The organism is Neobacillus sp. 204 (assembly GCF_046562815.1).
Classification (GTDB): domain Bacteria; phylum Bacillota; class Bacilli; order Bacillales; family Cytobacillaceae; genus Neobacillus.
In genome coordinates, this window is the sequence record NZ_JBJORY010000013.1 from 52139 (window position 1) to 77101 (window position 24963).

The window sequence follows — 24963 nt, forward strand, 5'->3', positions numbered from 1 at the left end:
GCCAGACAAAAAATTTAATCATAAACTCCGCCCATAACTTCCTACGCAAACCAAAGTAAAGGATAATACCATAAAATAAGAGGCTACTAACTATACGAAATCCAGAAACTTTTTCAATTCCCAAGTCGAAAATGTCAATGAATGCATTTATCAAAACAGTGATAATAAACAAAAATAGGTATAATTTATATTTTTTTTCTTTTCTCTCGGACTCATATTTAAATTCATACATTTTTATTACCTCAACTTATCTTCTTTTTTCCTTAGACTAACAATATGTTCTTCAATTATTCTGCAACCGTTAGTTCCATAAAAAAAGAGCTGCCGAAGCAAATCCTTTGCTTATTAGCAAGCCAGTTTCAAAAAAAATTGATTACTATAGCAAATATACCAAACAATATGAGTAGTATTCCAAACAAAAATATCTCTGTTACATATTCAAATATGGTAAAGAAAAAGGCTAACTTGTTTACCTTACTTCGCTCTTCAAAAATAAATTTTAAACCATCTTTAACTTCATAAAAACTAAGTGAACTTAAACCAAATCCAACAATAATGCAACTAATTCCTACATATAAAAGTGTCATAATCTAATATCTCCAATTATTATTCTCAACAACACCTTGTACAACTCAAGCACCTGTTAGCTTAATAAGACTTTAACTCTTTACTTTTAACTTATATATTACTTATTCTTCTTCAAGTAACCTGCTTCGTTTGTGCAACAAAAAATAGATCGCCACAGCGATCTCCATATTTATCACTTACACCATAAGTTGAAGAATAGCTCCTAGAAATACTCTTTTGAAAGTGGATTTCGTTTGTAAATTGAAATGTCAAGCTAAGTTTAGTCACCTACTGCAAATATTAGTTTACCCTTATTTAATGCATCTCCGCAAAGCATCTTTAGGTCTCTCGCAAATTGTCTTACTTTTTGTTCAACAATATCTCCTTTTTTATATTCACTTAATAACATATCACATATAATTATCAATTCATTTATTTCTTGTTTTGAAAATAATTTATCCCCATACGGATCTAAACCTAAAAGCAGTACTATATTTCTTCCAGAGTCCTGTTCCTTTCTCATAACATACTGATGTATCTTTTCATCGTACTTGACATAGGTTTCCGCTTTAGCTGCTTCCTTCAAGGTATTTGCAATACAAAAATCGATTCCTACCGTCATTAATTTCACCTCTCAATGAACTTTGGCCTAGATTTTATTATCTTCAACTCTTGCACCAGTTTGTTTAAGTACAATGTTTCACACACTTTCCATTTTAATAAATAATCACATATATTTCTTCTGCTGTTCCCTAACGTAATAAATCGCTTTTTCAATTGTAAATATTTTTTCATTAAACCAATTTTCACCCATTTCTCTTACCAACGGGTGAACAATTCCGATGCTACTTATAATTGCATCATAATCAAGTAACACATATATAACGTCATCTATTAACCCCAATAGTTGCAAATCCTAAACAAGCTTTATATCATCCTCGGTAAAATTACCGTATCGTTCTTTAATAAAATCGTAAGGTGTTGTAGATTTCGCCTCATTAATACCATTCATCGGGTGTCATTCCAGTTTTAGCTTTGAATTGTCGTTCGTTCCATTCCTCTATTGTTATTCCGTATATTTCCTTAAAACGTTCTTCTGGTGTCTTACCGTGTACTACTCTATTATTTGTCTTTTTTAAACGTTTTTTGTCTTTCATCATCCTTTTCACCCTTAATGTTTGTTTTTAATAAAAGATTATTCGATACAGTTTTTATTTTTCCCTTTTAAATTCTTATTGCTAATCAAACCCAATAAACTTCCCTATCAATTTCTTCAAAGTGTGAAGATTGTCGAACTTTATTTAAGTACATTTTTTCCACCATATTGTACAATTAGGACAGCGGTTTAGGTTACCAAAAATTGGGGGTTCGTAATGAGAAAAGTGAAAGTATTGATTCTGACGGTTGTGTTCCTTTTGACTATGGCCCTGCCAGCAATGGCGCAAAGCAATTCCACTGTATACAAAGGCTCTTTTCAAGGAGCTTCGTTCTATGGGTCAGAAGGTACTGTCGATACCTCTGTAGACCTTTCTACTAACTTTGAAGTTAAGGATTCTTACATCCTCTATTACCAAACCTATGATTATGAAAAAGACGAATACTATTATGGCAGCGGCGTAGTTCCAGCAACCAAAGTGGTTTTTGACATTAACAAAGGTACGGCCAAAGTGAATCAGACAGTAGAAGTATATAAAGTTGATTTTACTTGCGATGAAGAAGGAAATTGCACTAGCGTTGAAACTCCTGCAGGTACTAAGTCTATCAATCTTACCTGGGCATTCAATCCAAAGAGTTATTCTACCTCGAAATACACTGAGAAAAATGTCCAGATCGATTTCGACGAGTACATAAAACTTTCTAAGGGTACTTTCAAAGATTACAATAATATCTCGGTTTCCGGAACCGTCGATGGTAAGGGGACGGATAGTTTTGAGTATTCCGGTGGTAATGTATCCACTAGTTCTTCTTTCGCAATAATTAAGTAAACATTCCGCTAAAATAATCCAAAAAACCTAAACGCTAATTGAATATGTACATAAAAGGCCGGTTAGCATTAACCGACCTTTTATTTTGCCGCTAGGCATATGGTTGCCATAGCCTTCTTCTTCATTCCTTTCACCATCTGGAAACTTGACTTCACCAACGAATGATGGCTTCAAATTTAGCGACGATACCCGAAGGAATCAGGTCAAGTCAGCCTGGCCTTTGTTTCATTTCCTTGACCCTTCTCACGTATTTCTCCTATTTCTCTTTCAAGTTAGTTAATTAGTATTTATTTATTTTTTATATAACGTCATTTTTCCTTCTTCGAGTAACCTGCTTCCGTTAGCTCAATAAGAAAAGCCGCCAAAAATGGCAGCTTGTTCTTTAACTCTTACCCCGCTAGAAAAAGCTTATTCTAAATACTCACTAGCTAGATTAGGGTTTAGGTACCTAGCCATTCCTGTTTTTAACTTCTTTAATCCAAGTTTCTTATAACCAGTTAGTACAATAAGAAAATGAGTTGCTACCGCAACTCATTTTCATTATGATTTTGAATTCTAAACCCGTTTCCGGGTTTTTTCCTTTTTTATTCCTTTGAAAATTTCTTATTGTAGTGGTTGAGAAATATTACTTAACGCATCTCCTGCTTCATTAATATGAATGTCAACTGTTGCCAGGTCACCAATAGCACAAATACCAACCATTTCTCCATTTTGGACCACAGGTATACGGCGGATTTGATGATCAGCCATCATTCGGGCACATTCATGTGCATCTGTATCCGGCGAACAGGTAATTACATCCGAAGTCATACAATCATGACAATGGATTGAACTGCAATCTTTTTCATCAGCCACACAGTTGATGACAATATCACGGTCAGTGATCATGCCCACCACTTTTTTTCCTTCACAAACCGGTACGGAACCACAATTAATATCCCGCATAATTTTTGCTGCAACTGTCACAGGCTCATGGGGCGTACATACATTTACATCTTTTGTCATTATATCTTGTACTTTTGTCATTTTCTTTTCCTCCCTTTACAACTGGCAATTAGTTTGTTCACTATATTTTTGCCTCTCGGAATAATAATATTACTTAAACTGCTTTTTTTTTATCTCATTTCATGATCATGTTATTGTAAATGCTTTGGCAGGCCGATTTTATGATCATTATTCTTAACTTCTGCAAAAATGTCCTCTTGGCTTTCGACCTGGTACTGTTTGTTTATCAAGTTTAAAATTTCATTTATATGAGTAAGTTGTGAATTACTAGGTATCAAATTAACAATTGTTTGCTTGAAATCTTCAAATTCCTTTTTCGTTACTGGTTGAGCATCATGTTTCAACTCAAAACCTAATTGACCATTCGGTTCCAGAGTTGCCCATTTTACGTCACTTATTTTGGATACACTATTTTGTCTGAGTTTCATTTCAAGTTGGTCCACCGATAATCTATGTTTCCTCAAGTTTTTTTCATTCAAAGTTCCGTTATCAATTACTACTACTGCTTTACCTGTAATCATTTTTTCAAACCTGTCAGATTTCAATTGTATAAATTGTATGACTAATAGTGTTCCGACAAGAACATTAGCAACCAGAAAGGTTACCCAAATATTTTTTCCCACTACTGGTTGAATAAGTAATGTACCGATTGCAATCATAATAACAGTTTCGGCCAAAGTCATTTGTGAAATTGTTTTCCTGCCTGCCATTTTCAAAATTACTGTTCCTTCTAAAACGATCAAAATCGCCTTCCATAAATAATCCCATTCCATATAATAAACAACCACCATTCGTTCAAGCAGAGTTACAAATATCTTCCCCGAAATTTCCTCTATTATCCAAATCTCTTTAGCAATCAAAACGATCGAAGAAAAAAGTCGTCTCCATTTGTTGTAAAAACGCACGCGTTTGGTTTGAACAAAATAATATTAATGTACAGTACATATTATTTCGATGTTATGGCGACTGTTTCCTCTTCTTCCACTGCAAGTTAGTGGAACAAGCAAATAAGCCGCCGAGCAGCTGGATCCTTCAACTCTTGCACCCGTTAGGTTAAGAAGAAACTTAGAATCAGAGGTAACAACATTAATAATATTGAAATGGTAATAAGCACTTTTGATACATTTGTGGGGAGTTTTACTCGACCTTTACCAGTGTACCATCCACTAAACTGATATTTATTCCTATACTGTACAAATAAAAAAATAAGAATCGATACAAGTCCCATCCAGCCATAGGTGTCTATGTCTGTTTCTAATTTTGAGTACACATAATTTATAAAGGCACTTAAAATTCCTCCGATTAATACAACTAAAAACACTATTCGTACTAACTCCAACAGTACCTTCATTAGTACCACTCTCCACCTATATCTTTTACCATAATTTTACCATACATTTCCATAGTGTTCTTCAACTAAACTGTTTCGTTAGCACAACAAGAAAAAAGACCGCCCGCAGCGATCACGTCTTCAACTCTTGCTACCCGTTAGCTGAAGAAAGACTTCTTCGATTTTAATTAAGATATTTAATAGAATAAATTGCCTGCTCAGCTCCAAATCTGCTAATCGTTCGTTCTAATTCCATACCTAATCTTTCTAAGAGCCTACAAGAAGACGTATTTGCAGTTTGTGTTTCAACAATTACACTTGAAAGATTTAAACCTAATTGATTAGTCCTCGTAAAAGGTGAAATTAATTGTTGTCTAGTTTCTCTTGAAAATAACTCCAAGCTGCAATTGCCCAAGCCGAAATTACTTCACCAACAAAAGATACCAGACCGATAACAAAATCCATAATTATCAACCCCTTCAAAATAATTATCGCATATATTCCTTAACTTAGTGGGGAGAGCCTTCATTAGCATTGTTTAATTTATTTTCTTATTATCTTTACTTAGAACCTGAATCTCATAAGGACCAGGAAATGATTTGTTAATTTGTTTATACTGGAAAAATTCATTAATGAGTTCTTCAATATGTTTTCCATTTGCTTTAGCATTTTTATCTGTGCTGTTTATTTCAGTATTAATAATAATTGGATTCTTATCATCTATTATAGTTGTAGATTTAACTTTAAGATCTTTTATTTCTTTTAACCCTTTATTTATTGACGGCATCACTTTCATTTCCCAATCTCGTTTTAAATTTGATTTAAAACGTATAGGAATATCTGTAACATTGAATCCATTTTCTTTAGCTAATTTTAAAAATTCTTTATGAAAATTATTCACTTCATTTGGATCTATAATTTCTTTGTTGTTTCTATAAAGCATTAAGTCCAATTGAACAATACGTCCGTCAGTAGCTGAATATTGGGTTCCCATTGAAACATTAATTTTATGAGTCTTTTTCATTATCTGAACTATTTCATTTACAATCTTTTGTTCATTTTCTTGTCTTTCTGTCTGATTCGTTTTAGACCAATCAGCAAGAACTTTAACTTTATAATCCGTATATTTTTTTGATTGCAAAACTTCTTCAATATTACTTTGAAGGTCGTCTTTTAAATAATTAAAATTTTTCTTAGAATAAGGTCTAATCACAAGAATGACTTCTCTCTTTGCCCGAGAAAGGGTTAGATCATATCCATCTGGATAACCTTTTTTCTTGAAAACCTTTTTATTGAAAGAAGATTCAATGGAATTTTCTAATTTAATGGTTTCATAATAAGTAATTAAATTATTTGAACTCCCTTTAGTTATGGCGTCATTATCAGATTTCCCCATATCTTTATTCGTCTTATTTGATGTGCATCCTACTGCAAAAAATAACATACTGAATAAAACGAATAACATTGATATTCGTTTCAAAAAATCACCCCCTTGAATAATTTACATTTTTACACAATATTGTTAACTATTATACTACAAAAAATAGCAGAAGAAACCATAAGAAAGCTTATCTTTTCTTGTTCAACTAACCCGCTCATTTACTTTAATAAGAAAAGGCGATTACCCTTTAGTTCAGTAATCGCCCCATGAATTTCTATTCAATAAAGTTTATTTTATTTTCCTGACACCATTCAATCGCTATTTGTTTAAAACACTCGTCACGGTATGAATACCATTGTTCTTCTATTTCAAAATCTATTATTTTGTCCTTAAACCTTCTAAAGGCACCCTTCCCTTTAATTGCCCTTAATAAGGATTCCTGTTTTCTTTGATCACTTACTGTTATGCAAAAGTTTTCCATCATTTCATATTCATTCACTTCATATTTAGTAGGTAACTCTAGATAATTTTCAAAGTTTTCAACCACATCAATTGCTATTACCCTATTTTCTTGTTCCCATTCTAGTAAATGATCAAATGGTTTATCTTCTTCAGCAGCTCTCAAGTCGTCCGATGTTACTAACACTATTTCACCCGTCTTAATATTAAGTAATGAACGTGACTCTTCAAACTGTATTTCCATTTCCTCAATTATATCTTTTAGTTTAACTTGTATATTCATTATTAGATCACCTTTTGATTTTTTTTACTAATGCACCTATTAGTTGAATAAAAATTATTACACATTGGGGTCCTCACAACAGAAATCGGCAAAATATAAAAAGTTGATTTTCCCGACGGTAAAGTAAATTAGAGTTCCCCCAGTCCCTTTTTCATAAGGAGGTTTAGTTAACTCATATAATTTCGTATTTAACTTGGCATATTCCTCTTTTAGTTTTGTTGACTTTATCATTTCTTAATTTCATCAAGGTGTTGCGAATAGTATACAATACCGCGTTTGAAATATTGAAGCTTTTCGTCAGAGGTTGTCTCCATCAAATTGGTCAAAAGGATTTCTATCGCTTCCTTGTAACCCTGTTTATTATACAGGGCGATCGCGAGATGTACTTGGATGGCCCGGTTTTGAGGAAATTCTTTTACACCTCGACGTAATGTTTCCTCAGCTTGATTATAATATCCTAAACATCGATAAGTACTCCCCAAGCCAAGTAAGGCTCTTTCAAGATCTGATTCAGAAAGCCCCAGTTCAAGAGCACGCACGTAGAAAGTAATAGCCTCTATCTCTAATCCGGAATTGTCAAGAGCCACTGCTGTCTGAAAATTGACCTCAGCGTCATCTGGGTAGGCTGCTGCCAATTCTAAAAGGAGCGTTAGGGCTTCCTCCAAAATAGTTGGATCTTGCTTGGCCCGTCCATCTTCACGTAGTATAATAGCTTCTGCCAAACGTTCTCGCATCATTTGCTTCCAACACCTTTCTTGGTTTGTTTGTAATCTCTTATCCTAATCGTGTGTGAAAATAGGTTGTATTAACCGACAAAATGATACTGTGGAATATCCATCCAATCTTGACACACATATTCTACATTAATTTTCCAGATACTCATAGTCAAATAGACCATTGATTTTTTTGGTGGTGTTGAGCAAAATAAAAATGCACTATTAAACTAACTTGACCGTTAGCAATAAGAAAAGGCTGCATCTACCTACCTATCTACAATGAATTTCAAAACAAAAAAAACCAAAAGGCAAATCATCTTCTTTTAATTCCCTTACTGATGTTGAGATTTTCATCATTTTAGGCAGGATTTCACTTAAGGTTTCTTTGTATTTTTTAAGTGCCTTTTGAAAAGACACTACATCGTTATTTTTACATAAAGGATATAGTATTGCCCCTAATTTCAAATCATTAAGTGCTCTGGGGGTATCAACGGGGTTAAGACATTCTAAGACGTGCATCTCTTTGAATCTTTTCATCGAACCATTCTCTGCATTCAATATAAAACACAAATTCCTCAAATTCGATTTGCGTATTCAATTGTTCGTTCATATAAAATGGTTGGCTGATTTAAAAAATCTTGAAAACTTGTAAGTTCTTAGAACACAAGTTTTTGTTCTAATTCGTACTTCTGACGCAAGTGATGACGGAAATGCATGCTTACCAGATCATACCACTCTCTCGCATTAAGCCAGCCAAAGCCATCATGTTTAACTTTGTAATTTGGATTTATAGCATCTACTTTAGATTCCCATTCTCTCATCCTCTGCATTACCTGATCAAGCCTACTCATAAGGTTTTCTTTACTGTCTGAATTGCTGGGTGGGGTATTTAATTCGTCAGGTAACTTGATTTTAATTGGTGGGAATCCTCCAATTTTATATAAATGCTCACCAAACTCCTTTTTTCCAAGCTTTTGCTCTTCTTTTACTGAGGCACAAGTTTCCACATTGTCAAGGTACTCATGGGCAACGAGGATCATGTGGTCGTACATTTGACCTAAAGACCAAACCCCTTCAGCTGTTATATATCTTAGTTGCTCCAAAGAATAGTTTTGCAGATTGCTTTTGTATTTTTCAATCACTTTTAGATCACTCAATTTAATCACTCCTTTATCCTATAATACATATTCTTGTCTCATGATTTATAAGCATTATTTCTACTCTAATAGTTCTCTAATAATATTTAAATTCCTTTCCTATTTAACCTATCCATTCCGCCCAATTGTTAAAAAATCTGGTAAACATACTTCAACTAAACTGCCCAGTTTGTTGAAGAAGTTAATGGTAGCACAGTCTAAAATAAAGCACGCAATTGTCAAAAAGAATACTTCACAGCCCAGAACAATCACTTTTCCAATAGTTCTAGTTTTACCTACATTCGGATAATTTCCTTATATTAGAAAATATTATTTATAAGGAGGTGATACGTGTGAAAAATGTTCTAATACTACCTTTAATGTTTTTCTTTTTAGCTATACCAAGCGTTGTACAAGGTGAAGAATACAATAAAAAAGGTTTACAAGATGATTTGTACAATTTAACCAATGATGTTACTCAAGAACAACATTTAAAACATTTTATGCTTGATTTAATTAATAAAGAAATAATTATATCTGCTAGAGAGTATTATGAAGATAAAAACATTTCAGGTATGTCATTTGACTGGGAGAAAAACTATAATGTTGTTGAGATAACAGAGCCTCACCTAATAGGCGAACAAATTAAATATCCATTTGTTGTTAAAGTGAATATAATTCCAAGTAATGGGAAACCATTAGGGACTGATACTTTAACCTTCGGGGTTTCCGTCGATAGCCATCCCGACAAACCAGAAAATCCTACAATTACAAGTAAGCTTTTAAAATATGACCACAAAGATTTACCGAAGGAGTAGTTGTCTCCTTTGGTTTTTTAAATTAAATGAGGTTAAATGTACATCTTTTACTAGCATTATTTACTTCAAATATTAATTTGATTTCTTATTTTGCTAACCACCCCGTTATCACAACAAGAAAAAGACCGCCCGCAGCGATCACGTCTTCAACTCTTGCCCCCATTAGTTTAAGTACAACACTTCACAATCTTGTAACTTGCTACACCAGACAAATATTAAAGTTAGATTAAATTATAAAACTTTCTTATTTTTTGTTATGTATCAGCATCTTCCTATTGGTCACAAGGGGGGGTTGCTCCAGCCATTTCTTTTGCACCACTATATCAAATGTATCCTTTGCGTACAGCATTACCTCTGCTATGATTTTACTGTATTGAACTGTAAGGTCGGTTCTCATAGTTACTGACATTGCATGTGAAATTAGGCTAATGTCTACGGAATTTAAAACATTAATCATAGAAAGGATGAGTTTGTCTGAGAATGGTGACAAAGTAGAGTCAGTTACTTCCATGCTCACGGTCACAGTGCCAAGAAGTTCTTCTTTCATTAGTAAATTATTGAAAAAGGAAATTTGTTTTTCACTAATAGTTTTTCCCTTAAGAACATGTTTTTTCAGTTCCTTGTCTTTTACTACTTGAGCAAATGCGAGCATGATAAGAACTGAAAAGTAATTTCGCTCAATGTTAAAGAATATTTCGGATAATTCAATTGCATTCAAAGGACGCTTATTACCTATAATTCCTGAAAGAAAAGATTCCTTCTCGACAAACTCAATTTCTTTAGGATAGTTCATTTTAGGTGGGCGATCATAAATGCCTTTTGACAACATCATCTTGACTGCTTTGCCGAACATTTCAGTAGACGTATGAATACACTCGGAAAAAAAATCAAGCACATCAAGTCGAACATTGTTGGATGCAGTATAGCTAAAATTAATCATTCCTAACCGATTCATCATATAAATATAACTTAGGCTAAACACATCATTAAATAATGGAGGGGCAGCCAAATTTAAATCCCCTTCTGAAAAAGCAGTTGGTATAGGAAAATTTTCTGCAAGGAAAATATTTTTTATTTTTTCTAATCGCACTTGTGAAATTTTTAGTGCCTCATTTGCTAATGGAATGATTTCCTCGTCTTTGAGATGATGCAAAAAGTATCTAAGGAAACAAGAGCTCATGCTTTCTTGTAAAAAAACCCCCCAAAGACCACCAATTTCAGTGCAAGACAGTTCAATATTTGCTTGCTTTTTCTCCGATTCCAAGGCATAAATCCTCCCTCTATTTATTTTTAAGCTTAGTATCTCATAAAGCTTCAAGAATAATGCTATATTTAAAAGAGGAAAATACCTGATATCTTAAAAAATTAATTATTAAACTAACCCCGTTACCACAAGTAGAAAAAGCTACCACAATGGCAGCTGAATATAATACTAATGCACTAGTGAGTTGAATAACGTCCAGGTTTATCAATCAATGTATTTTAATAAATTTGAGCATTTCATTGATATCCCATCGAGATAATCTTCCTCACTACACAACCAAGCAACAGTGGCCCCAATACTAAATCCAATAAGATATATTTTTTTGTATTTATTTTTAAAAGTTAATAATATATTTTTTATTTTATGTACAGCTTCAATGAAACCCATATTCTCCATAAAATTTCGATAAGCAATCTTTTCTTCAGAATAATCAAAAGGTTGTTCGCGTTCTAACAAGTTCGGACAGATAACATCAAAGCCCTGATCTGATAATCTTTTACAAAAACTCTCCATATGTTGATTAATTCCATAAATTTCGTGAATCACAATTGCCAAGTTATCTGTCTTATTTAGTAACTGTAGCATTTTATCCCCCTTAAAATAACTATAAAATATAAAAATCAGACACATTATATCATTTCTTCTTCAGGCTTAATGGGTATATTAGCTACTACCGAATACATTAGAATTATGCCATTTTATATAAATGAGCAAGAAAATATGCAAATTGAGTTCGAGGAATTTTGAACTAAAGCCAGTTAGTACAATAAGAAAATGAGTTGCTCCCGCAACTCATTATGATTTTGAACTCTTGCCCTTTAGTTAAATAAGGATCGGCAAAACTTAAACTAACTAAATGAAATATGATCTATATTTCGCAGTATTCCCTTAGATCGTACACCAAAAAATTTCTTCCTTCTTTATAAACGATTCGAGATACTCCCTGTCCGTTGCAAGCTGCGAGCGATAAGCTCGAATCGCATTCAACTTTCTAATTGCCTCAGCTTCGGACATTGGTACCCGAACTGGAGGAGGCCACGGTACAAAGCTGGGAATTCGCTCTCCTTTATACTCATGTGCCTCAAATGGCAATCTGGGAGTAATCCCACGTGGCCATGGCCATTCGGTGTCTGGACCGCTGTGGATTAAATAGGTATACACTTGCCCTCTATAACCTGTCGCCTGCACGGCGTCACGAACAAACAAGAAAGCCGCCTGATGATCTGGGTGCCCATCCGCACCGTCGGTGACGTAGATTTCCTTTGGCTGCATACACCTGATCAGGTCCATTGTATCGGAGAGAGCAAATTCCTTCAGATAGGGCGCAGGCATACCATAAACTAGCGAGTGATAGTCCGGGTATACCATACTATACGTCTGTCTCATCAGGGTGAAGTGTTGCTGGAAAGGCTCTAGTCCCTGTGACTTATAGACATGATCCAGACCGGCATCGGGATATCCGAGAAATGTAATATCCGACGGCTTTAGTCCCAACTCCGCCATTGCAGCATACACTTCGAATTGGCGCACTCGCGCCAATTCGAAGTAATCCTCGGGACGGAGCTCGTTAATATTCTTCTTAAGCAGCTGGGAGGCAGCCCTCGGGTAACCATCTCCATTCGTAAAGATAACAACATGAACCCGCTTTCCAGCCGCCACTGCGCGCATAATTACACCAGCAGTCCCTAGCGTCTCGTCGTCGGGATGAGGGGCGAAAACCAGCAGATCAATAGGCTTGGTGTTGATCACGTATTTTCCTGCTTGAAGGCAATAAATAGTTTTGGATAAGTTATACCAAATAGTTGGTATATGTACTTGTTGAAGGGATAAGAATGGTGGTATTACTTTTGTTGATATTGGTCCTGACAAGTCAATTGATGGTTTAGGTAACGGAATAGAGTAAGAGAGATAGCACGGACAAGGCTGTTTTAGGTAAGGCCAGTAAACAGGTACATTTCTGTACGTATCTTCTATCAATGCTTGTTCCTCCATTCTTTATAATAGACTCTGGATCGTCTATGAAAATGGGACAAGGGGTTCTTGAAGTCGATATTCTGGGAAACACCAATAACGTGGAAATTAATCTAACGTTAGATCAAGTTGAAGCGGTGAAAGTGGCCCTTTAAGCAGTCTTGAACTGTCAAACCACCAACTTACTTTGTAGTTACAAAGATAAAGGTAATTTAAAATAATTCCAAATTAACTATATTCGGAACTCCAATAAAATTAGGCAAATATAATATTAAGCTATGTAAACAAATATTGATTTGTTAAAGGGATAACGCCAGTAGTGATGAAAAAGATTCATACCTTACTCCAAATAATTTAAAAAATCCTGCAAACCCAAAGAAAATGCTCCCAATTATAACTGAAATACAGACAATTATAAGTAATATTAGTATTGAAACTGCAAATATCCTTTCAAAAAGATTCATTGCTTTGAATGAATTACTTTTACCTTTCTTTTTCACCGTTCTGTATCTCCTGTAGTTTTAGTTACATTCTTTTAATCCATATCCACATATTAGCATAAATATCTATTAAAAAATCACCTTACCTCTAAGAACTCATAGAGATGAGGTAATTTTAATTAAGCTTAACAAAATCCCCTACTTTGATTTGATTCCTTTCAAACCATCCAAGATTAACTTCGATTGCATAATGATAAGAAAGTCCCGGTTCATAACTAGGACATTCTTCCTCTTTACAAGGCAACATATCTAGTATTTTTAGAATTTTCCCATCTGAATCAAGAAATGCAATAGATAAAGGAATTAAGGTGTTTTTCATCCAAAAACCGCCATATATTTTTCCTGAAAACACAAATAGCATCCCCTCGTTTTCGGGTAATTTTCCAACAAACATTAAACCCTTTTCTCTTTTTTTCTGAGTATCCGCAACTTGAACGATTAATTTGGTTGTCCTTTTTCCACTAGAAACTTTAATCATTTTTGTTTGAAGACTTGCTTCTTTTTCTTGCCGAAAAAGAAAACTGATTAATTTTAATCCTTTTTTCAACATATTCACTCACCTTGTCTTTTCCCTTTATCATAAAAAGGAAGAAGTTGAAAAAAACGAAAACAAGAAGAAAAAAGAAACGAGGAAAACTCCCTTTCACTGCCTATACTTATTATATAGTTATACATTTAATGCTTTATTTTCAATAATCACAGCTACAATATATAAAAAGATTAAGGCAGTTTTATTCAACTAAACTCCCTTTAGTGCAATAAGAAAAGCTGCCAAAATGACAGCTTGATCTGTAACTCTTGTATTAGTTAGTTGAAGTACAATTCTTCACATTGAACAATGTGAAATTGTTTTTGAATATTCCTGTTTATGGTCCAAAAGTATTCATGTTTTGCATCGGGTTTATAACTTCATCTGGCTTCTCAGCTAGTTTACTCTCATCTGGCGGAGTCATCTCAGATCTTTTTCCCAAATAAATAGCTATAGCACTAACAATAAAAACAGGTGACAGAATAATTAACCAAATCAAAATAACACCTCCATAATTAACATACGAATTATTAATATTATATTATAAAATTAACTTTTTTTTACATTTTTTATTAAATAAAACTATATAAAGTCTGCTCTCTTATCCCAAGTATATAAAAATAGCCAGTACAGTATATACTTGCTTAAAAATTATGATTGTTGTTTAACCCTTTCTTTAGCTGGAACGAATAGTGTTAAAACAAATGCGATAATAGCTAAGATTGTCATGAAATAATAGGCATCACTTGATCCTAATATTGAAGCAAGTGTACGAATAGCTTCAACTGTAGCATTTGGTGTTTCTTCTAGTAATGTTTTCGCATGGTTTGTCGTTTGTGTTGTAAAAACTGTAATAACTACAGCAGTTCCGATTGCACCTGAAATTTGGCGCAAGGTATTATTCACTGCTGTACCATGTGTCACAAGTGTTCTTGGTAAAGCATTCAAACTAGCTGTGTTCAATGGCATTGTAATAAAACTAATAAAACTCAATCCTATTTTTTAAGATGTGTGAATTAAACAACAAATTTTAGGGATGTATCAACAAAGTCGAGTTTAATAGATAAAGGAGAATTAAATTGACTACACCAAAAAAACAGGACCCACGAGCTGTTCGTTCTAAGCAAATGATTAAAAAAGCTACCGTAGATCTATTGATTGAAAACCCGGATATTTCGAAACTTACAGTACAAAAAATATCTAAACGTGCAGAGCTAAATCGTGCAACTTTTTATTTGCATTTTATAGATATTAATGATTTGTTAAAACAATTGGTTTACGATATTTTCGACGACTTGTCGTTGGAAATGTCTCCAATTTTGCAAAATTGATAATTTACATAATGAGGAACAATTAATTACTTTTTTAGATTATTTTTATAAGCATCGAAAAATTCTATCCGTTCTATTTGAGCACCCAGGTTTCAAAAAGAAATTGCATATGGTTTTAAAGGACTCGATTATCATACAACGTGAAAGAGGAGGTACTGTTACTACCGAAATAACTTTATCAATGGATATTCTCGCATCCTCAATCCTTGGGATAATCATGTGGTGGCTAAAAGATGGGGTTCATTTTAGCTCAGAATATATAGCAAATCAAATGATTGAATTATATCGATAATCAACATAAATAATTTTTGAAATATCCTTACTTACATTTTGGAAAACACTGTTTATTTTAAAAAGCTTGTTACATGGAAAAAACCACCATAACAAGCTTTGGGTTTATTTTAATGGTAGTTGAAGTACAACATCTTTTTTATTAGTGAAAATAGCGAAAATAAAGGGCAATAATATAATTAACGATAATAAATAGGGAATAACTTTTTCCGATTAATAAAAGACACCCTTTTTCTTTTCGAGTGAAAATTAAGTAGCCAATACACAATATCAGTTGAATATTATATACAAAGGGGCTACTGCAAGATTTGAGTATTGTTCTGGAAAGTGTGTTTCCATAATTTTGTCATCCACTTGATTTTCTCCACTGTGAGACAAAAAAATAGTCATTATACCGAATATGGAAAGTATTTCTTTTCCTTTTAGGGTAAATTATGTTTATTATTTTTCAAAAAAGGTGATGTTAAATTGGCCGATTGGATTTACCACCATTTTATAAACACATTTTGGTTTGTTTCTCTTGCGTTCGCGATATTTGCTGGATTACAAATATGGCTTATTTACTTAAACTATAAAAGTAAATAGTAATTCGCAATTTTTCTCAAATGCAACAAAATAGAGCGATTGATTTTCATCTTTCCTGTTCCACTTCCCCGAAAGTGGAACATACAAAAAAAAGGTTCATTTCTTTAAAATCTTACTTCTGCAAAGTTTACGATAAGAGCCTTTCATAACAAGCAAGTTACCGTTGCCAATTAAAAAACAGGGCCCAATTGGCCCTGCTAGTTATTTGACTATTACTTTTCCAACCATTCCTTCCTGGAAATGGTACCGACATATCAGTTCATATGTACCGGGCTTTTGCGGTTTCACGGTAATGGTTTTTTCTTTTCCTGGTTGGACTTCGGCATCAATTCCGAGATTTTTCACTGTGAAGGTGTGCTTTTTCTTACCTACGTTTTTCAATATCAATGGTGTCGATTGTCCATTGAGAATAGTAATGTCTTTTGGATTAAAGTAATCATCGTTCAACTCGACCACAATCGCTTTCACCGTCACCGTAGGCTGAGTTACGGCACCGGATTCGGCAAATACGCCGAGCGAGCCTAGAGTTGTCACACCCACAATTAATGCTAGTAAAACGACCAATCCTGTTAACCACTTTTTCACAGACATACGCAATCCCTCCTTTCCTTAATACTATTGTTTTCTAATTCATAAAATATTATCACTATAATTTGTGTTCCACCCTTAAAATTAACCTAAGTAAACCGTTTCAAGTTCAAGCTCTTTGACTTCCTTATCAAAATAGACTTGATATGCCTTACCGTTGGGTCTAGAACTTACGATTTAAATAATGATAAATGTGACGGTTGGCATACTTGTTGTTCAAAGAAGTCATAAAACCACTTTATACATATATCAGCGTCTCCACTTGCAGTAGGTACATAACAGATCTTTGGGTTAGATTTCCCTGCCTGATTAAGGATATATAAATCTAACAATGGATTCTCGGGTTCCATGGAGAACCCTCCACCTCCAAGAGCAATTATTTGTCTCATCATTTTTACCTTCCTTTCCTATTCCCTTTTATTAACCTTCTCTATTTATTTTCACGAATTGCTGAGAGGCATGAATGAATTCTTTTACAGCAGGTGTATTATTCTTTACAGACTTTACTGCTAATCCAATCTGACGATAGGTTTCGGGAACAAGTTCGACCTGAGTAACACGAGTTAACCAGTTTGGTAATGTTAATTGGGGAACCACTGTTAGCCCAAGTCCTTCTTGAACCATTGAGATAATTGTTTGATTATCTTCCACCTCAAATTGAATATTGGGTTTTAAGCCACATGATTGAAATCTTTCCTTGATTAGCAGCTCACAGCCTGCTTTTGGCATAATAAAGGGTTCCTGCGCTAACTGCTCTACATTTAGAGATGAATACTCATGGAAGGGATGGCCGTTAGGCAAGAGCACAACTAGTTGATCTTTTAGAAGAGGAATCATCTCTAATCCCTTAATAGGCAATGAAACAAATCCAATGTCAATGACTCCATTTTCTACCCATTCATTAATCTCGGAATAGCTCCCCTCATGAAGTTCTAACTCAATTCCTTTAAATCTGCCTTTGAAGTAAGAGATGATGCCAGGCAATAATTTAGCCGATGCGCTTGGGAAACTCCCTATCTTAATTTTACCAATTTCTACACCAAGAATAGCCGCCGTTTTTTGTTTAATTTGTTCTGACTCAGAAAGAACATTTCTCATATGTCCGATAATCCGTTTTCCTGCATCCGTCAAGGAAACTCCATTTCTTCCTCTATTTAACAGAACAATCCCTAGTTCTGACTCCAAAGCCGAGATATTATGACTGACACCAGATTGTGTGAGTCCTAAAATTTCGCCTGCCCTAGTAAAATTTCCTGTGTCTACCACTTTCACGAATACCTCAAATTGAAAAAAAGACATTGATTTCCTCCTTTTATTAATCTTGATAAATCACGATTTGGTTTATGTAAGGCCCATAATTTTATTCTTAAACTAGATTTTACATGAATGTTTCTCATGTATTCCATTAATTATATTCATTTTACTTATCCATTAGTTGTGCATATGATTAAATTAGAAAAAGATCTTTTTCAACTTAAATTTGAGGAGGAAATTATGAAACAAATTCCGGTTTATCATATTGATGCTTTTACTGATGTATCATTTGGGGGAAATCCTGCAGGGGTTATTCCTCAGGCGGAAAATTTAACAGTTGAAGAAATGCAACAAATTGCCAATGAATTGAATCTCCCAGAATCAGCTTTTTTATTGCCCTCTTCTCATCCTAATGTAGATTTTAAAGTTAGATATTTTACACCGACCGAGGAAATCAATTTTTGCGGGCATGCAACGGTTGGGCTTTCATGGTTACTTGGTACGAAATACAATTGGTTGGATAAAGTGGATCAGATTGTGTTTGAGACCAATGTAGGGCTGATTCCAGTAAAATGGATAAAAGAAAACAATCAACTGGTTAGTGTTTCGATGACCCAAATCAAGCCAACGGTCAAAGAAATAGAAATTGATAAAGGTTCGATCGCCCAACTAGTCGGAATTCAAGCAAGTGATTTAGACGATAAGTACCCAATTAAACTAAGTAATACTGGAAACTGGCATCTTCTTATCCCAGTTAAATCGCGGGAAGCCATTGATTTGGCAGAGCCGCAACTAAAAAAGTTAGGAAGCTTGAACCGAGAGCAGAATATTTCAACCACTCACTTATTTACCTTTAATACTGAGGAGTTTGATATCTATACAAGAGATTTTGCTCCTGGCATTGGCATTGACGAGGATCCTGTAACTGGAGCGGCAAATGGTGCCTTAGCAGGGTATTTGTTTTTAGAAGGAATTCTTTCAAAAAACCAAACGCATCAGCTTAAAATAGGTCAAGGACATGCAATTGGCAGACCAGGTACATTATATATAACGATAACACCGAAAAATAATGAACCTATCATTGAAGTGGCTGGATCAGCAGTGATAACAATTGAAGGGAAAATAAACATCTGATAAGTATTCTAGATTGAAAGCGGAGCCGCCTAAAAAGTGGCTCTTGTTCTTGTACAAATATCTAGTTTAAGCGATATCTACGATCGTACCTAGTTATTATTAAAATTCCCTATGGAATGAAATATATTTAGCCATTCTAAAATTAAACTGCCCGTTAGCACCATAAGAAAAGCTGCCCAAGAAAGCCGCTAAATGATTTTTTGAAAAATTACATGATTGTCCATTACCTTTTAAAACAAGCTATCATAATATAAAGTAATCCTTTAGCTGAAAATAACCATTTACAATACCACTTTACTAAAGCGTCAAATATTGACGCTTTTTCTTGTTTCATTGTCAATTTACATAAAAATATTTTAAAGATTAATCTCCTTAACGATAATAACGTAATAAAAAATGATAATAATTTATTGTAAGACGATAAAAATGTGTTAAAATTAATATAACAATAAATTAGAGAGGTGCTTTTATGAAAAGAGGAACAACATTATTTTTAAAGATAGCTGATATTCTTATTGGAATTCCAGTTCTTGCTTTGTGTATCTTTTTGGTGCCTGAGATAGGGAATGTTGCAGCAAAATTGCTTCCAGATTTTGCTTATATTAAATATCTCGTTTCCATCGTTTTTTATGCATCGGCGATACCTTTTTACTTTGCTTTGTATCAGGCTTTCAAACTATTACGCTATATTGATAAAAATAAAGCTTTCTCCGAATTATCAGTTATAGCTTTAAAGAAAATTAAACACTGTGCCATAACAATCAGTATCTTGCAGGTGCTAGTCTTGCCGCTCTTCTACCTCTTTGCGGACAAAGACGACGCCCCAGGTGTCATCTTTGTCGGATTGGTTGTTCCTTTTGCTTCCATGGTCATTACGGTCTTTGCCGCTGTTCTTCAAAGGCTTTTACAAGAGGCTATTGATATAAAATCAGAAAATGATTTAACTGTGTGAGGTGGATAACTTGGCAATTATAATCAATATTGATGTGATGCTGGCTAAAAGGAAAATGAGCGTAACTGAACTTTCGGAGAGGGTTGGGATTACTATGGCGAACCTTTCCATTCTGAAAAACGGGAAAGCAAAAGCGATTCGTTTTTCAACATTAGAAGCGATATGTAAAGCTTTGGATTGCCAGCCAGGTGATATTTTAGAATATAGGAACGAAGAATAAATCTTTTAATTTAAACGATAAAAAAGCAAAACGGCTTGATATTTTCCAAGCCGTTTTTATGGGTAACAAAAGATAAGAATTTCAATATAACATCTTGTTATACTGTAAGGTGAGAAATGAGTGGGTTATATTTTACAGTTTATTTTAGGTGGAACAATTTTGGTATCAAACCGCTCTGTTAACCCCTAGAACGGTGCTACTAATTATATCTGGACGTATTCAGCAATTACAATATTTCGATATACCCTTCTGTCCCATACACTCGAATTCTTTGCCCATCTTTTATCAGTTTGGTAGCATTTTCCACTCCAACAACTGCAGGTAAGCCATATTCACGTGCGATAACTGCTCCATGGGTCATCAGTCCACCAACTTCGGTGACTAGGCCTTTTATGGATACAAACAATGGGGTCCAACTAGGGTCAGTAAAGGAGGTAACTAGTATATCTCCATCTTCTAGATCAGCATCTTCCATGTTTAAAATGACTCGTGCTCTTCCCTCTATAACTCCAGAAGAAACAGGTAGACCTACAATAGCTTCGGCTGGGAGATTTTCTCGTTTGTACTCACCTGTAATGATTTCACCATCAGACGTGATAACACGTGGGGGTGTTAGTCTTTCATATAATTTGTACTCGTCTTTTCGTTTGCTGATGATCTGGTAATCCAGTTTATTTGTGTGTACGACTTCGCGAAGTTCTTCAAAAGTGAGATAGTATATATCTTCTTTTTCATGAATAACGCCCTCTTGTAGGAGTTGTTCGGCTTCCTTCAGCAATGCCTGCTTATAAACGAAGTAGCGATTAATCATTCCATATTTTGGATATTCCCGATAACCAATGAAATTCCTAATTAGGTCAATCATTCGTTTTGTTTCTTTGGCCTTTTGTTCACCATCCGGTAATTGCTTCAATCGGCCCAATAACTCTTGTTCCTTTTCCAAAGCTTCTAGTCGCCCTTTTTCGAATTTGCGCTTGCCTGCATTGGGTTCAAAGTTTTTGATGTTACCAAGAATCATGGGGACAAGTGTAATTGGTTTTTCACTCCAACGAGTTTTCGTAATATCGATTTCTCCGCTGCACCGCATTCCATATTTGTTGAGATAATCATAGATAGCGTTCCGTGCTTCCTGTCCGCCATTAAACTTAACCAGGTCTCCCAATAAGTTATCATCTCTTACATGTTGTAAATAATCAATTACTTCTGGAAATGGACGAATCACATCTGCGACATCCAATAGTGCTAATCCCATTTCCGAAGTAATATTGTTTGGTACAGATTGAGTAAGCGCGTCTGCTGCGTTTTTTTCACCTAACCACTCGTTCATTTTTTCATTGACCCATGTTGAAGCATTTATAGCAGCCATAAAAACAGCTGTACTTTGTGGGTCAAATAAAATCTTCTTTAATTCCTGAATATCTTCTAGAATAAAATCAAATAAATCTGATCCTGATTTCGTTTGGATGTTTTGTTTTAACTCTTCTATGGATGTTTGACTACGCTTAATCAAATCAGAAACGATGGATGGATTGTTTTCGATTTGTGCCAGCATATCTGTATTACCTCTTCTGGGACTCGGTGCTTTTTGATCATTTGGTAACGAATTTATAAAATCTCCTCGCTCTACAACAGTCGTAAGTGCGTCTTTCATGAGCGGATCGTGATGTCCCATGGTATTTAATAACATGTTTCTGCTGTCAGGTGAAGCCAGCATAGGTGTGACATCCACAAACAACCTTCCACCAGCTTTACGCATAGGTGCAGGAGTTATTAACAGGTGAAAAGACAATCCCAATGGTTTTAAGGGCGCGGTCATCATTTGTTGATGACCAACAGATACATAGACGTGATTTTCTTGATCATTCGCTTCAGGGATGGGGAAAAGCGTCGTGATTGGACGGCTCTGGACAATATAAAAAGTATCATCAACCAAACACCATTCGATATCTTGCGGGAAGCCAAAATGAGCTTCGATCTGTCTTCCGATACGTGCCAGTTGTAAAATTTGTGGGTCAGTAAGTGTTTGCGTCTTTTGCTGATCAGGAGCGATCTCGTGTGTCTCTGTCCCGCCTTCTTTTCGTCCATAGATAGCCAATTTTTTAGCTGCTATCATCTTATCGACAATTTTATTCTCTTTAACCTTATAGCAATCGGCAGAAACCAATCCAGAGACCAGCGCTTCTCCAAGTCCAAAACTGGCATCGATTGATAGCAGCTTGCGATTAGAAGTAATCGGATCAGCGGTAAATAAAATCCCTGAAGCCTGTGGGAAAACCATCCTTTGAACGATAACGGATAAATAAACCTGACTGTGGTCAAATCCATTTTGCATACGGTAGATTACCGCGCGATCCGTAAATAAAGAAGCCCAACATTTGCTGATATGCTGCAAGATGGCTTCTTTTCCGATGATATTTAAATAGGTGTCTTGTTGACCCGCAAAAGAGGCATATGGTAAATCTTCAGCTGTCGCACTAGAACGCACTGCATAAGCGTGTTCATCGCCAAACTGGGAGAGATAGTGAGCAACTGATTTCACAACATCGGAAGGAATTTCTACTTCCAAAATGATTTGTCGAATCTTCTTGCTGATTTCACTAATTTGTTCTCGATCCTCTACTTTTAGCATTGTTAGCTGATCCAACAATGTTTGAAACATTTCGTTTTGTTCGATGGCTTTTTGATATCCCACTGTTGTAACACAAAATCCTTCAGGTACTTGTATTCCTTGAATTTTTGATAATTTTCCTAAATTCAACCCTTTTCCGCCAACGAGCAAAAGCTGTGTTTTTTCCATTTCCTGAAAGTCGAGAACCAAAGGACCCATTCTATATCCCTCCACAAATTTCATTAAAGTTCTATTGAATTTTAGCAGTAGTAAATGAGAATAAACAGTCTATATTGACCATTTTTTATATGCTATAATTAAATTAAGAAGAGATCAAAAAAAATAGCTAGACCTACCATATAAAGTAAGCTGATGCCACAGTTCATCCCCTCGAAAGCAGCTCATATACCTTTTAACCCACAAGATGAATATGATTAAAATCAACTTTTTTCCATTTAATCTGTTTATTTTCGCAAAAACACCTTATATTAATATGAGATTTCAACCTCTTTTTCAACTCCTTCAGTTTAATACGAATATCTCTCGAATGCTCACTTATTCGCAGGATTTTAAAAATTTCAAAACTTTATTCAATTTAAATCAACAATTATGTAGAATGAGTGACAATTTACAACAATAACCAAACAAAAAAATACCTTTGATCTATAAAATCAAAGGTCAAAGTTGAACTTAGTGGTCTAGGCTAAGTTCATTTTAGGAGGTCTAAACTCAGAAGAATTTAAACTATTATTATATTAACATTTAATGAATATTTATTCAAGTTATTAAATAATTATACATTTTCTATCTTTGGTTGCTTTTCGATTAACTTAATGCAACCCTTTTGAATTCAAGCATCCGTTTGTTTTACAAGAATAGCTTAATAATTTTGATAATAATTCCGTGCCATTTTTTATCAGGCATATCATATTCTTCTCGCAAGGGTACTTCACGATTTTCCATAAAAGAAATATACCGTTTTAAATTTTTTATAGTCCACTTAAGTCATCTTTTAGAATTTCATTATAAGCATTGTCCCCAATTCAATGTATTGCTCTTCAATTTCTGCTAAATTGTTTTTCCCGTCTCACTAAGCAGCACAATATTTTTATCCTGAACAACATCAACAATTTTAATTGAATAAGAAAAAAGATCGCCACAGCAATCCCCGTTCTTCAACTCTTGCACCCGTTAGTTTAAGTAAATTCCTTCACAATCTTCGTTGTATACGAAAAACTATTCTCTAACTATAAATTCCTATCTAACAAAATCCCCACTTGTTCTGCCACGACTTGAGTTGGTTCAGATAATCCATTGGTGATCCATGCTTCTACTATCTCTACAATGGCAGCTCCAAAAAATTTAAGAATTAAATCTTTACTTAATCCTTGATTTTTTCCTTCGGTTACATCTACTTCCCCCTCCAACTCCTCGATTACAAATTCTAGGAAATGATTCCGAAAGGCAGGGGCTCCTTTACTCGCTAGCATGGTTGAAAAGAATGAATAATTACGTTCAAAATATTCAAACCAAATCAGATTTCCCTCAACAAAATCCAATTCAGATGCCGATTCGCACAGCTTCCTTAGTTCATTAATATGTTCTTCAATGAGCTTCTTCAGAAGATCATATTTATCCATGTAATGATCATAAATGGTTCTTCGACCTACATTTGCCCTGTCGGAAATATCTTGTATCGTAATATGATCAAAACTTTTTTCAGACATTAGTTCAATAAAAGCATTTTTTATTGCTTTTTGAGATTTTTGTACTCTTCTATCCATACTAGACATTGTAGTAATCACCAAGCTTTCTTAAAAGTTATCGCACAAATTTAATCAACTTGTGCAGTAACGCACATATTACGGCATATTGATTGTTGCAGTTATCCTCTTTTCAATTTATATTATACACAGATGTGCGATAACGTATCAACATGCGATTTTCTATTTCATCAAATTTTACTAGCTACATTTATCACCGCCCTCACCCAATGCCTTCCATATATGGGCTTTCCAAGAACACTGAATGCATTAGCTTGCGTTAATGAAATGAT

General features: G+C 34.6%; 29 protein-coding genes and 1 pseudogene. 7 read left to right on the top strand and 23 right to left on the bottom strand.

Features of this window, described 5'->3' with window-relative positions; all coding sequences use genetic code 11:
* Nucleotides 1–847: 847 nt before the first annotated feature.
* The 3 genes from ACJ004_RS23215 to ACJ004_RS23225 all read right to left on the bottom strand — a co-directional run bounded on the left by ACJ004_RS23215 (nt 848) and on the right by ACJ004_RS23225 (nt 1724).
* Nucleotides 848–1189, bottom strand: coding sequence for a hypothetical protein (locus tag ACJ004_RS23215; protein ID WP_410895505.1), 342 nt, complete (start codon nt 1187–1189; stop codon nt 848–850).
* 105 nt (nt 1190–1294) lie between these two features.
* Entirely contained in the window at nt 1295–1471 is a 177-nt protein-coding gene (locus ACJ004_RS23220) for a hypothetical protein (protein ID WP_410895506.1), read from the bottom strand.
* A gap of 94 nt (nt 1472–1565) precedes the next feature.
* Entirely contained in the window at nt 1566–1724 is a 159-nt protein-coding gene (locus ACJ004_RS23225) for a hypothetical protein (protein WP_410895507.1), read from the bottom strand.
* 249 nt (nt 1725–1973) lie between these two features.
* Here ACJ004_RS23225 and ACJ004_RS23230 point away from each other — a divergent pair, with 249 nt between their 5' ends.
* Nucleotides 1974–2552, top strand: coding sequence for a hypothetical protein (locus tag ACJ004_RS23230; RefSeq protein WP_410895508.1), 579 nt, complete (start codon nt 1974–1976; stop codon nt 2550–2552).
* A 603-nt stretch (nt 2553–3155) separates the two neighbouring features.
* Here ACJ004_RS23230 and ACJ004_RS23235 read toward each other — a convergent pair.
* From ACJ004_RS23235 to ACJ004_RS23270, 8 genes are all read right to left on the bottom strand, one after another.
* Nucleotides 3156–3578, bottom strand: coding sequence for a CBS domain-containing protein (locus ACJ004_RS23235; RefSeq protein WP_410895509.1), 423 nt, complete (start codon nt 3576–3578; stop codon nt 3156–3158).
* A gap of 110 nt (nt 3579–3688) precedes the next feature.
* Nucleotides 3689–4330, bottom strand: coding sequence for a DUF421 domain-containing protein (locus ACJ004_RS23240; RefSeq protein WP_410895627.1), 642 nt, complete (start codon nt 4328–4330; stop codon nt 3689–3691).
* Between the two features lie 275 nt (nt 4331–4605).
* Nucleotides 4606–4908 carry a hypothetical protein gene (locus ACJ004_RS23245; protein ID WP_410895510.1) on the bottom strand — a complete coding sequence of 101 codons (303 nt, stop codon included), beginning with the start codon at nt 4906–4908 and terminating at the stop codon, nt 4606–4608.
* A gap of 517 nt (nt 4909–5425) precedes the next feature.
* A complete protein-coding gene (locus tag ACJ004_RS23250) occupies nt 5426–6367 on the bottom strand; it encodes a hypothetical protein (protein ID WP_410895511.1) in 942 nt (313 codons plus the stop codon).
* 175 nt (nt 6368–6542) lie between these two features.
* Nucleotides 6543–7010 carry a UPF0158 family protein gene (locus ACJ004_RS23255; protein WP_410895512.1) on the bottom strand — a complete coding sequence of 156 codons (468 nt, stop codon included), beginning with the start codon at nt 7008–7010 and terminating at the stop codon, nt 6543–6545.
* Between the two features lie 227 nt (nt 7011–7237).
* The gene (locus ACJ004_RS23260) at nt 7238–7747 is read right to left on the bottom strand and encodes a tetratricopeptide repeat protein (protein ID WP_410895513.1); all 510 of its coding nucleotides are present in this window, start codon (nt 7745–7747) and stop codon (nt 7238–7240) included.
* A 249-nt stretch (nt 7748–7996) separates the two neighbouring features.
* Nucleotides 7997–8263 carry a hypothetical protein gene (locus tag ACJ004_RS23265; RefSeq protein ID WP_410895514.1) on the bottom strand — a complete coding sequence of 89 codons (267 nt, stop codon included), beginning with the start codon at nt 8261–8263 and terminating at the stop codon, nt 7997–7999.
* Between the two features lie 119 nt (nt 8264–8382).
* Nucleotides 8383–8883: a DinB family protein gene (locus ACJ004_RS23270; protein WP_410895515.1), complete on the bottom strand. Its 501-nt coding sequence runs from the start codon at nt 8881–8883 to the stop codon at nt 8383–8385.
* Between the two features lie 332 nt (nt 8884–9215).
* On the opposite strand from ACJ004_RS23270, the gene ACJ004_RS23275 reads away from it, so the two are divergent.
* The gene (locus ACJ004_RS23275) at nt 9216–9680 is read left to right on the top strand and encodes a hypothetical protein (RefSeq protein ID WP_410895516.1); all 465 of its coding nucleotides are present in this window, start codon (nt 9216–9218) and stop codon (nt 9678–9680) included.
* A gap of 244 nt (nt 9681–9924) precedes the next feature.
* Here ACJ004_RS23275 and ACJ004_RS23280 read toward each other — a convergent pair whose 3' ends face one another.
* The 7 genes from ACJ004_RS23280 to ACJ004_RS23310 form a co-directional block, all read right to left on the bottom strand.
* Nucleotides 9925–10944, bottom strand: coding sequence for a DUF3231 family protein (locus ACJ004_RS23280; protein ID WP_410895517.1), 1020 nt, complete (start codon nt 10942–10944; stop codon nt 9925–9927).
* Between the two features lie 204 nt (nt 10945–11148).
* Nucleotides 11149–11529, bottom strand: coding sequence for a dienelactone hydrolase family protein (locus tag ACJ004_RS23285; protein ID WP_410895518.1), 381 nt, complete (start codon nt 11527–11529; stop codon nt 11149–11151).
* Nucleotides 11530–11832: 303 nt separating this feature from the next.
* Complete coding sequence (locus tag ACJ004_RS23290; RefSeq protein ID WP_410895519.1) at nt 11833–12921, bottom strand: PIG-L deacetylase family protein; 1089 nt, start codon at nt 12919–12921, stop codon at nt 11833–11835.
* 293 nt (nt 12922–13214) lie between these two features.
* Entirely contained in the window at nt 13215–13415 is a 201-nt protein-coding gene (locus tag ACJ004_RS23295) for a YrvL family regulatory protein (protein ID WP_410895520.1), read from the bottom strand.
* A gap of 115 nt (nt 13416–13530) precedes the next feature.
* Nucleotides 13531–13962 carry a DUF192 domain-containing protein gene (locus tag ACJ004_RS23300; protein WP_410895521.1) on the bottom strand — a complete coding sequence of 144 codons (432 nt, stop codon included), beginning with the start codon at nt 13960–13962 and terminating at the stop codon, nt 13531–13533.
* A gap of 319 nt (nt 13963–14281) precedes the next feature.
* Nucleotides 14282–14443 (bottom strand): hypothetical protein, encoded by a 162-nt coding sequence (locus tag ACJ004_RS23305; protein ID WP_410895522.1) that lies wholly within the window; start codon nt 14441–14443, stop codon nt 14282–14284.
* Nucleotides 14444–14595: 152 nt separating this feature from the next.
* Nucleotides 14596–14913, bottom strand: a complete 318-nt coding sequence (locus tag ACJ004_RS23310) for an MFS transporter (protein ID WP_410895523.1) — start codon at nt 14911–14913, stop codon at nt 14596–14598.
* A gap of 110 nt (nt 14914–15023) precedes the next feature.
* Here ACJ004_RS23310 and ACJ004_RS23315 point away from each other — a divergent pair, with 110 nt between their 5' ends.
* Both ACJ004_RS23315 and ACJ004_RS23320 read left to right on the top strand, forming a co-directional pair.
* Entirely contained in the window at nt 15024–15275 is a 252-nt protein-coding gene (locus ACJ004_RS23315) for a TetR/AcrR family transcriptional regulator (protein WP_410895524.1), read from the top strand.
* Between the two features lie 61 nt (nt 15276–15336).
* Nucleotides 15337–15567, top strand: coding sequence for a TetR-like C-terminal domain-containing protein (locus ACJ004_RS23320; RefSeq protein WP_410895628.1), 231 nt, complete (start codon nt 15337–15339; stop codon nt 15565–15567).
* A gap of 785 nt (nt 15568–16352) precedes the next feature.
* Here the strand turns inward: ACJ004_RS23320 and ACJ004_RS23325 are convergent.
* The 3 genes and pseudogenes from ACJ004_RS23325 to ACJ004_RS23335 all read right to left on the bottom strand — a co-directional run bounded on the left by ACJ004_RS23325 (nt 16353) and on the right by ACJ004_RS23335 (nt 18038).
* A complete protein-coding gene (locus ACJ004_RS23325) occupies nt 16353–16742 on the bottom strand; it encodes a cupredoxin domain-containing protein (protein ID WP_410895525.1) in 390 nt (129 codons plus the stop codon).
* 173 nt (nt 16743–16915) lie between these two features.
* Nucleotides 16916–17128, bottom strand: a pseudogene (locus ACJ004_RS23330) (Type 1 glutamine amidotransferase-like domain-containing protein); the annotation flags it as partial.
* Nucleotides 17129–17159: 31 nt separating this feature from the next.
* Nucleotides 17160–18038 (bottom strand): LysR family transcriptional regulator, encoded by an 879-nt coding sequence (locus tag ACJ004_RS23335; protein ID WP_410895526.1) that lies wholly within the window; start codon nt 18036–18038, stop codon nt 17160–17162.
* Between the two features lie 195 nt (nt 18039–18233).
* Between ACJ004_RS23335 and ACJ004_RS23340 the strand changes: the two genes are divergently transcribed.
* The 3 genes from ACJ004_RS23340 (at nt 18234) to ACJ004_RS23350 (ending at nt 20299) form a co-directional block, all read left to right on the top strand.
* Nucleotides 18234–19127 carry a PhzF family phenazine biosynthesis protein gene (locus tag ACJ004_RS23340; protein WP_410895527.1) on the top strand — a complete coding sequence of 298 codons (894 nt, stop codon included), beginning with the start codon at nt 18234–18236 and terminating at the stop codon, nt 19125–19127.
* A 469-nt stretch (nt 19128–19596) separates the two neighbouring features.
* Nucleotides 19597–20079, top strand: a complete 483-nt coding sequence (locus tag ACJ004_RS23345; protein WP_410895528.1) for a DUF2975 domain-containing protein — start codon at nt 19597–19599, stop codon at nt 20077–20079.
* Nucleotides 20080–20089: 10 nt separating this feature from the next.
* Nucleotides 20090–20299 carry a helix-turn-helix domain-containing protein gene (locus ACJ004_RS23350; protein ID WP_410895529.1) on the top strand — a complete coding sequence of 70 codons (210 nt, stop codon included), beginning with the start codon at nt 20090–20092 and terminating at the stop codon, nt 20297–20299.
* A 226-nt stretch (nt 20300–20525) separates the two neighbouring features.
* On the opposite strand, the gene ppsA is transcribed toward ACJ004_RS23350, so the two are convergent.
* Nucleotides 20526–23126 (bottom strand): phosphoenolpyruvate synthase, encoded by a 2601-nt coding sequence (gene ppsA, locus ACJ004_RS23355; protein WP_410895530.1) that lies wholly within the window; start codon nt 23124–23126, stop codon nt 20526–20528.
* A 1028-nt stretch (nt 23127–24154) separates the two neighbouring features.
* Nucleotides 24155–24700, bottom strand: a complete 546-nt coding sequence (locus ACJ004_RS23360; RefSeq protein WP_410895531.1) for a TetR/AcrR family transcriptional regulator — start codon at nt 24698–24700, stop codon at nt 24155–24157.
* Nucleotides 24701–24963: the final 263 nt, after the last annotated feature.

Coding starts and splice junctions, on each gene's coding strand:
- ACJ004_RS23255 (WP_410895512.1), bottom strand. CDS start 7,010: ATGAATATACAAGTTAAACTAAAAGATATAATTGAGGAAATGGAAATA.
- ACJ004_RS23260 (WP_410895513.1), bottom strand. CDS start 7,747: ATGATGCGAGAACGTTTGGCAGAAGCTATTATACTACGTGAAGATGGA.
- ACJ004_RS23340 (WP_410895527.1), top strand. CDS start 18,234: ATGAAACAAATTCCGGTTTATCATATTGATGCTTTTACTGATGTATCA.
- ACJ004_RS23225 (WP_410895507.1), bottom strand. CDS start 1,724: ATGAAAGACAAAAAACGTTTAAAAAAGACAAATAATAGAGTAGTACAC.
- ACJ004_RS23360 (WP_410895531.1), bottom strand. CDS start 24,700: ATGTCTAGTATGGATAGAAGAGTACAAAAATCTCAAAAAGCAATAAAA.
- ACJ004_RS23245 (WP_410895510.1), bottom strand. CDS start 4,908: ATGAAGGTACTGTTGGAGTTAGTACGAATAGTGTTTTTAGTTGTATTA.
- ACJ004_RS23215 (WP_410895505.1), bottom strand. CDS start 1,189: ATGACGGTAGGAATCGATTTTTGTATTGCAAATACCTTGAAGGAAGCA.
- ACJ004_RS23335 (WP_410895526.1), bottom strand. CDS start 18,038: ATGTCTTTTTTTCAATTTGAGGTATTCGTGAAAGTGGTAGACACAGGA.
- ACJ004_RS23235 (WP_410895509.1), bottom strand. CDS start 3,578: ATGACAAAAGTACAAGATATAATGACAAAAGATGTAAATGTATGTACG.
- ACJ004_RS23265 (WP_410895514.1), bottom strand. CDS start 8,263: ATGAAAAGATTCAAAGAGATGCACGTCTTAGAATGTCTTAACCCCGTT.
- ppsA (WP_410895530.1), bottom strand. CDS start 23,126: ATGGGTCCTTTGGTTCTCGACTTTCAGGAAATGGAAAAAACACAGCTT.
- ACJ004_RS23325 (WP_410895525.1), bottom strand. CDS start 16,742: ATGTCTGTGAAAAAGTGGTTAACAGGATTGGTCGTTTTACTAGCATTA.
- ACJ004_RS23240 (WP_410895627.1), bottom strand. CDS start 4,330: ATGGAATGGGATTATTTATGGAAGGCGATTTTGATCGTTTTAGAAGGA.
- ACJ004_RS23285 (WP_410895518.1), bottom strand. CDS start 11,529: ATGCTACAGTTACTAAATAAGACAGATAACTTGGCAATTGTGATTCAC.
- ACJ004_RS23345 (WP_410895528.1), top strand. CDS start 19,597: ATGAAAAGAGGAACAACATTATTTTTAAAGATAGCTGATATTCTTATT.
- ACJ004_RS23310 (WP_410895523.1), bottom strand. CDS start 14,913: ATGCCATTGAACACAGCTAGTTTGAATGCTTTACCAAGAACACTTGTG.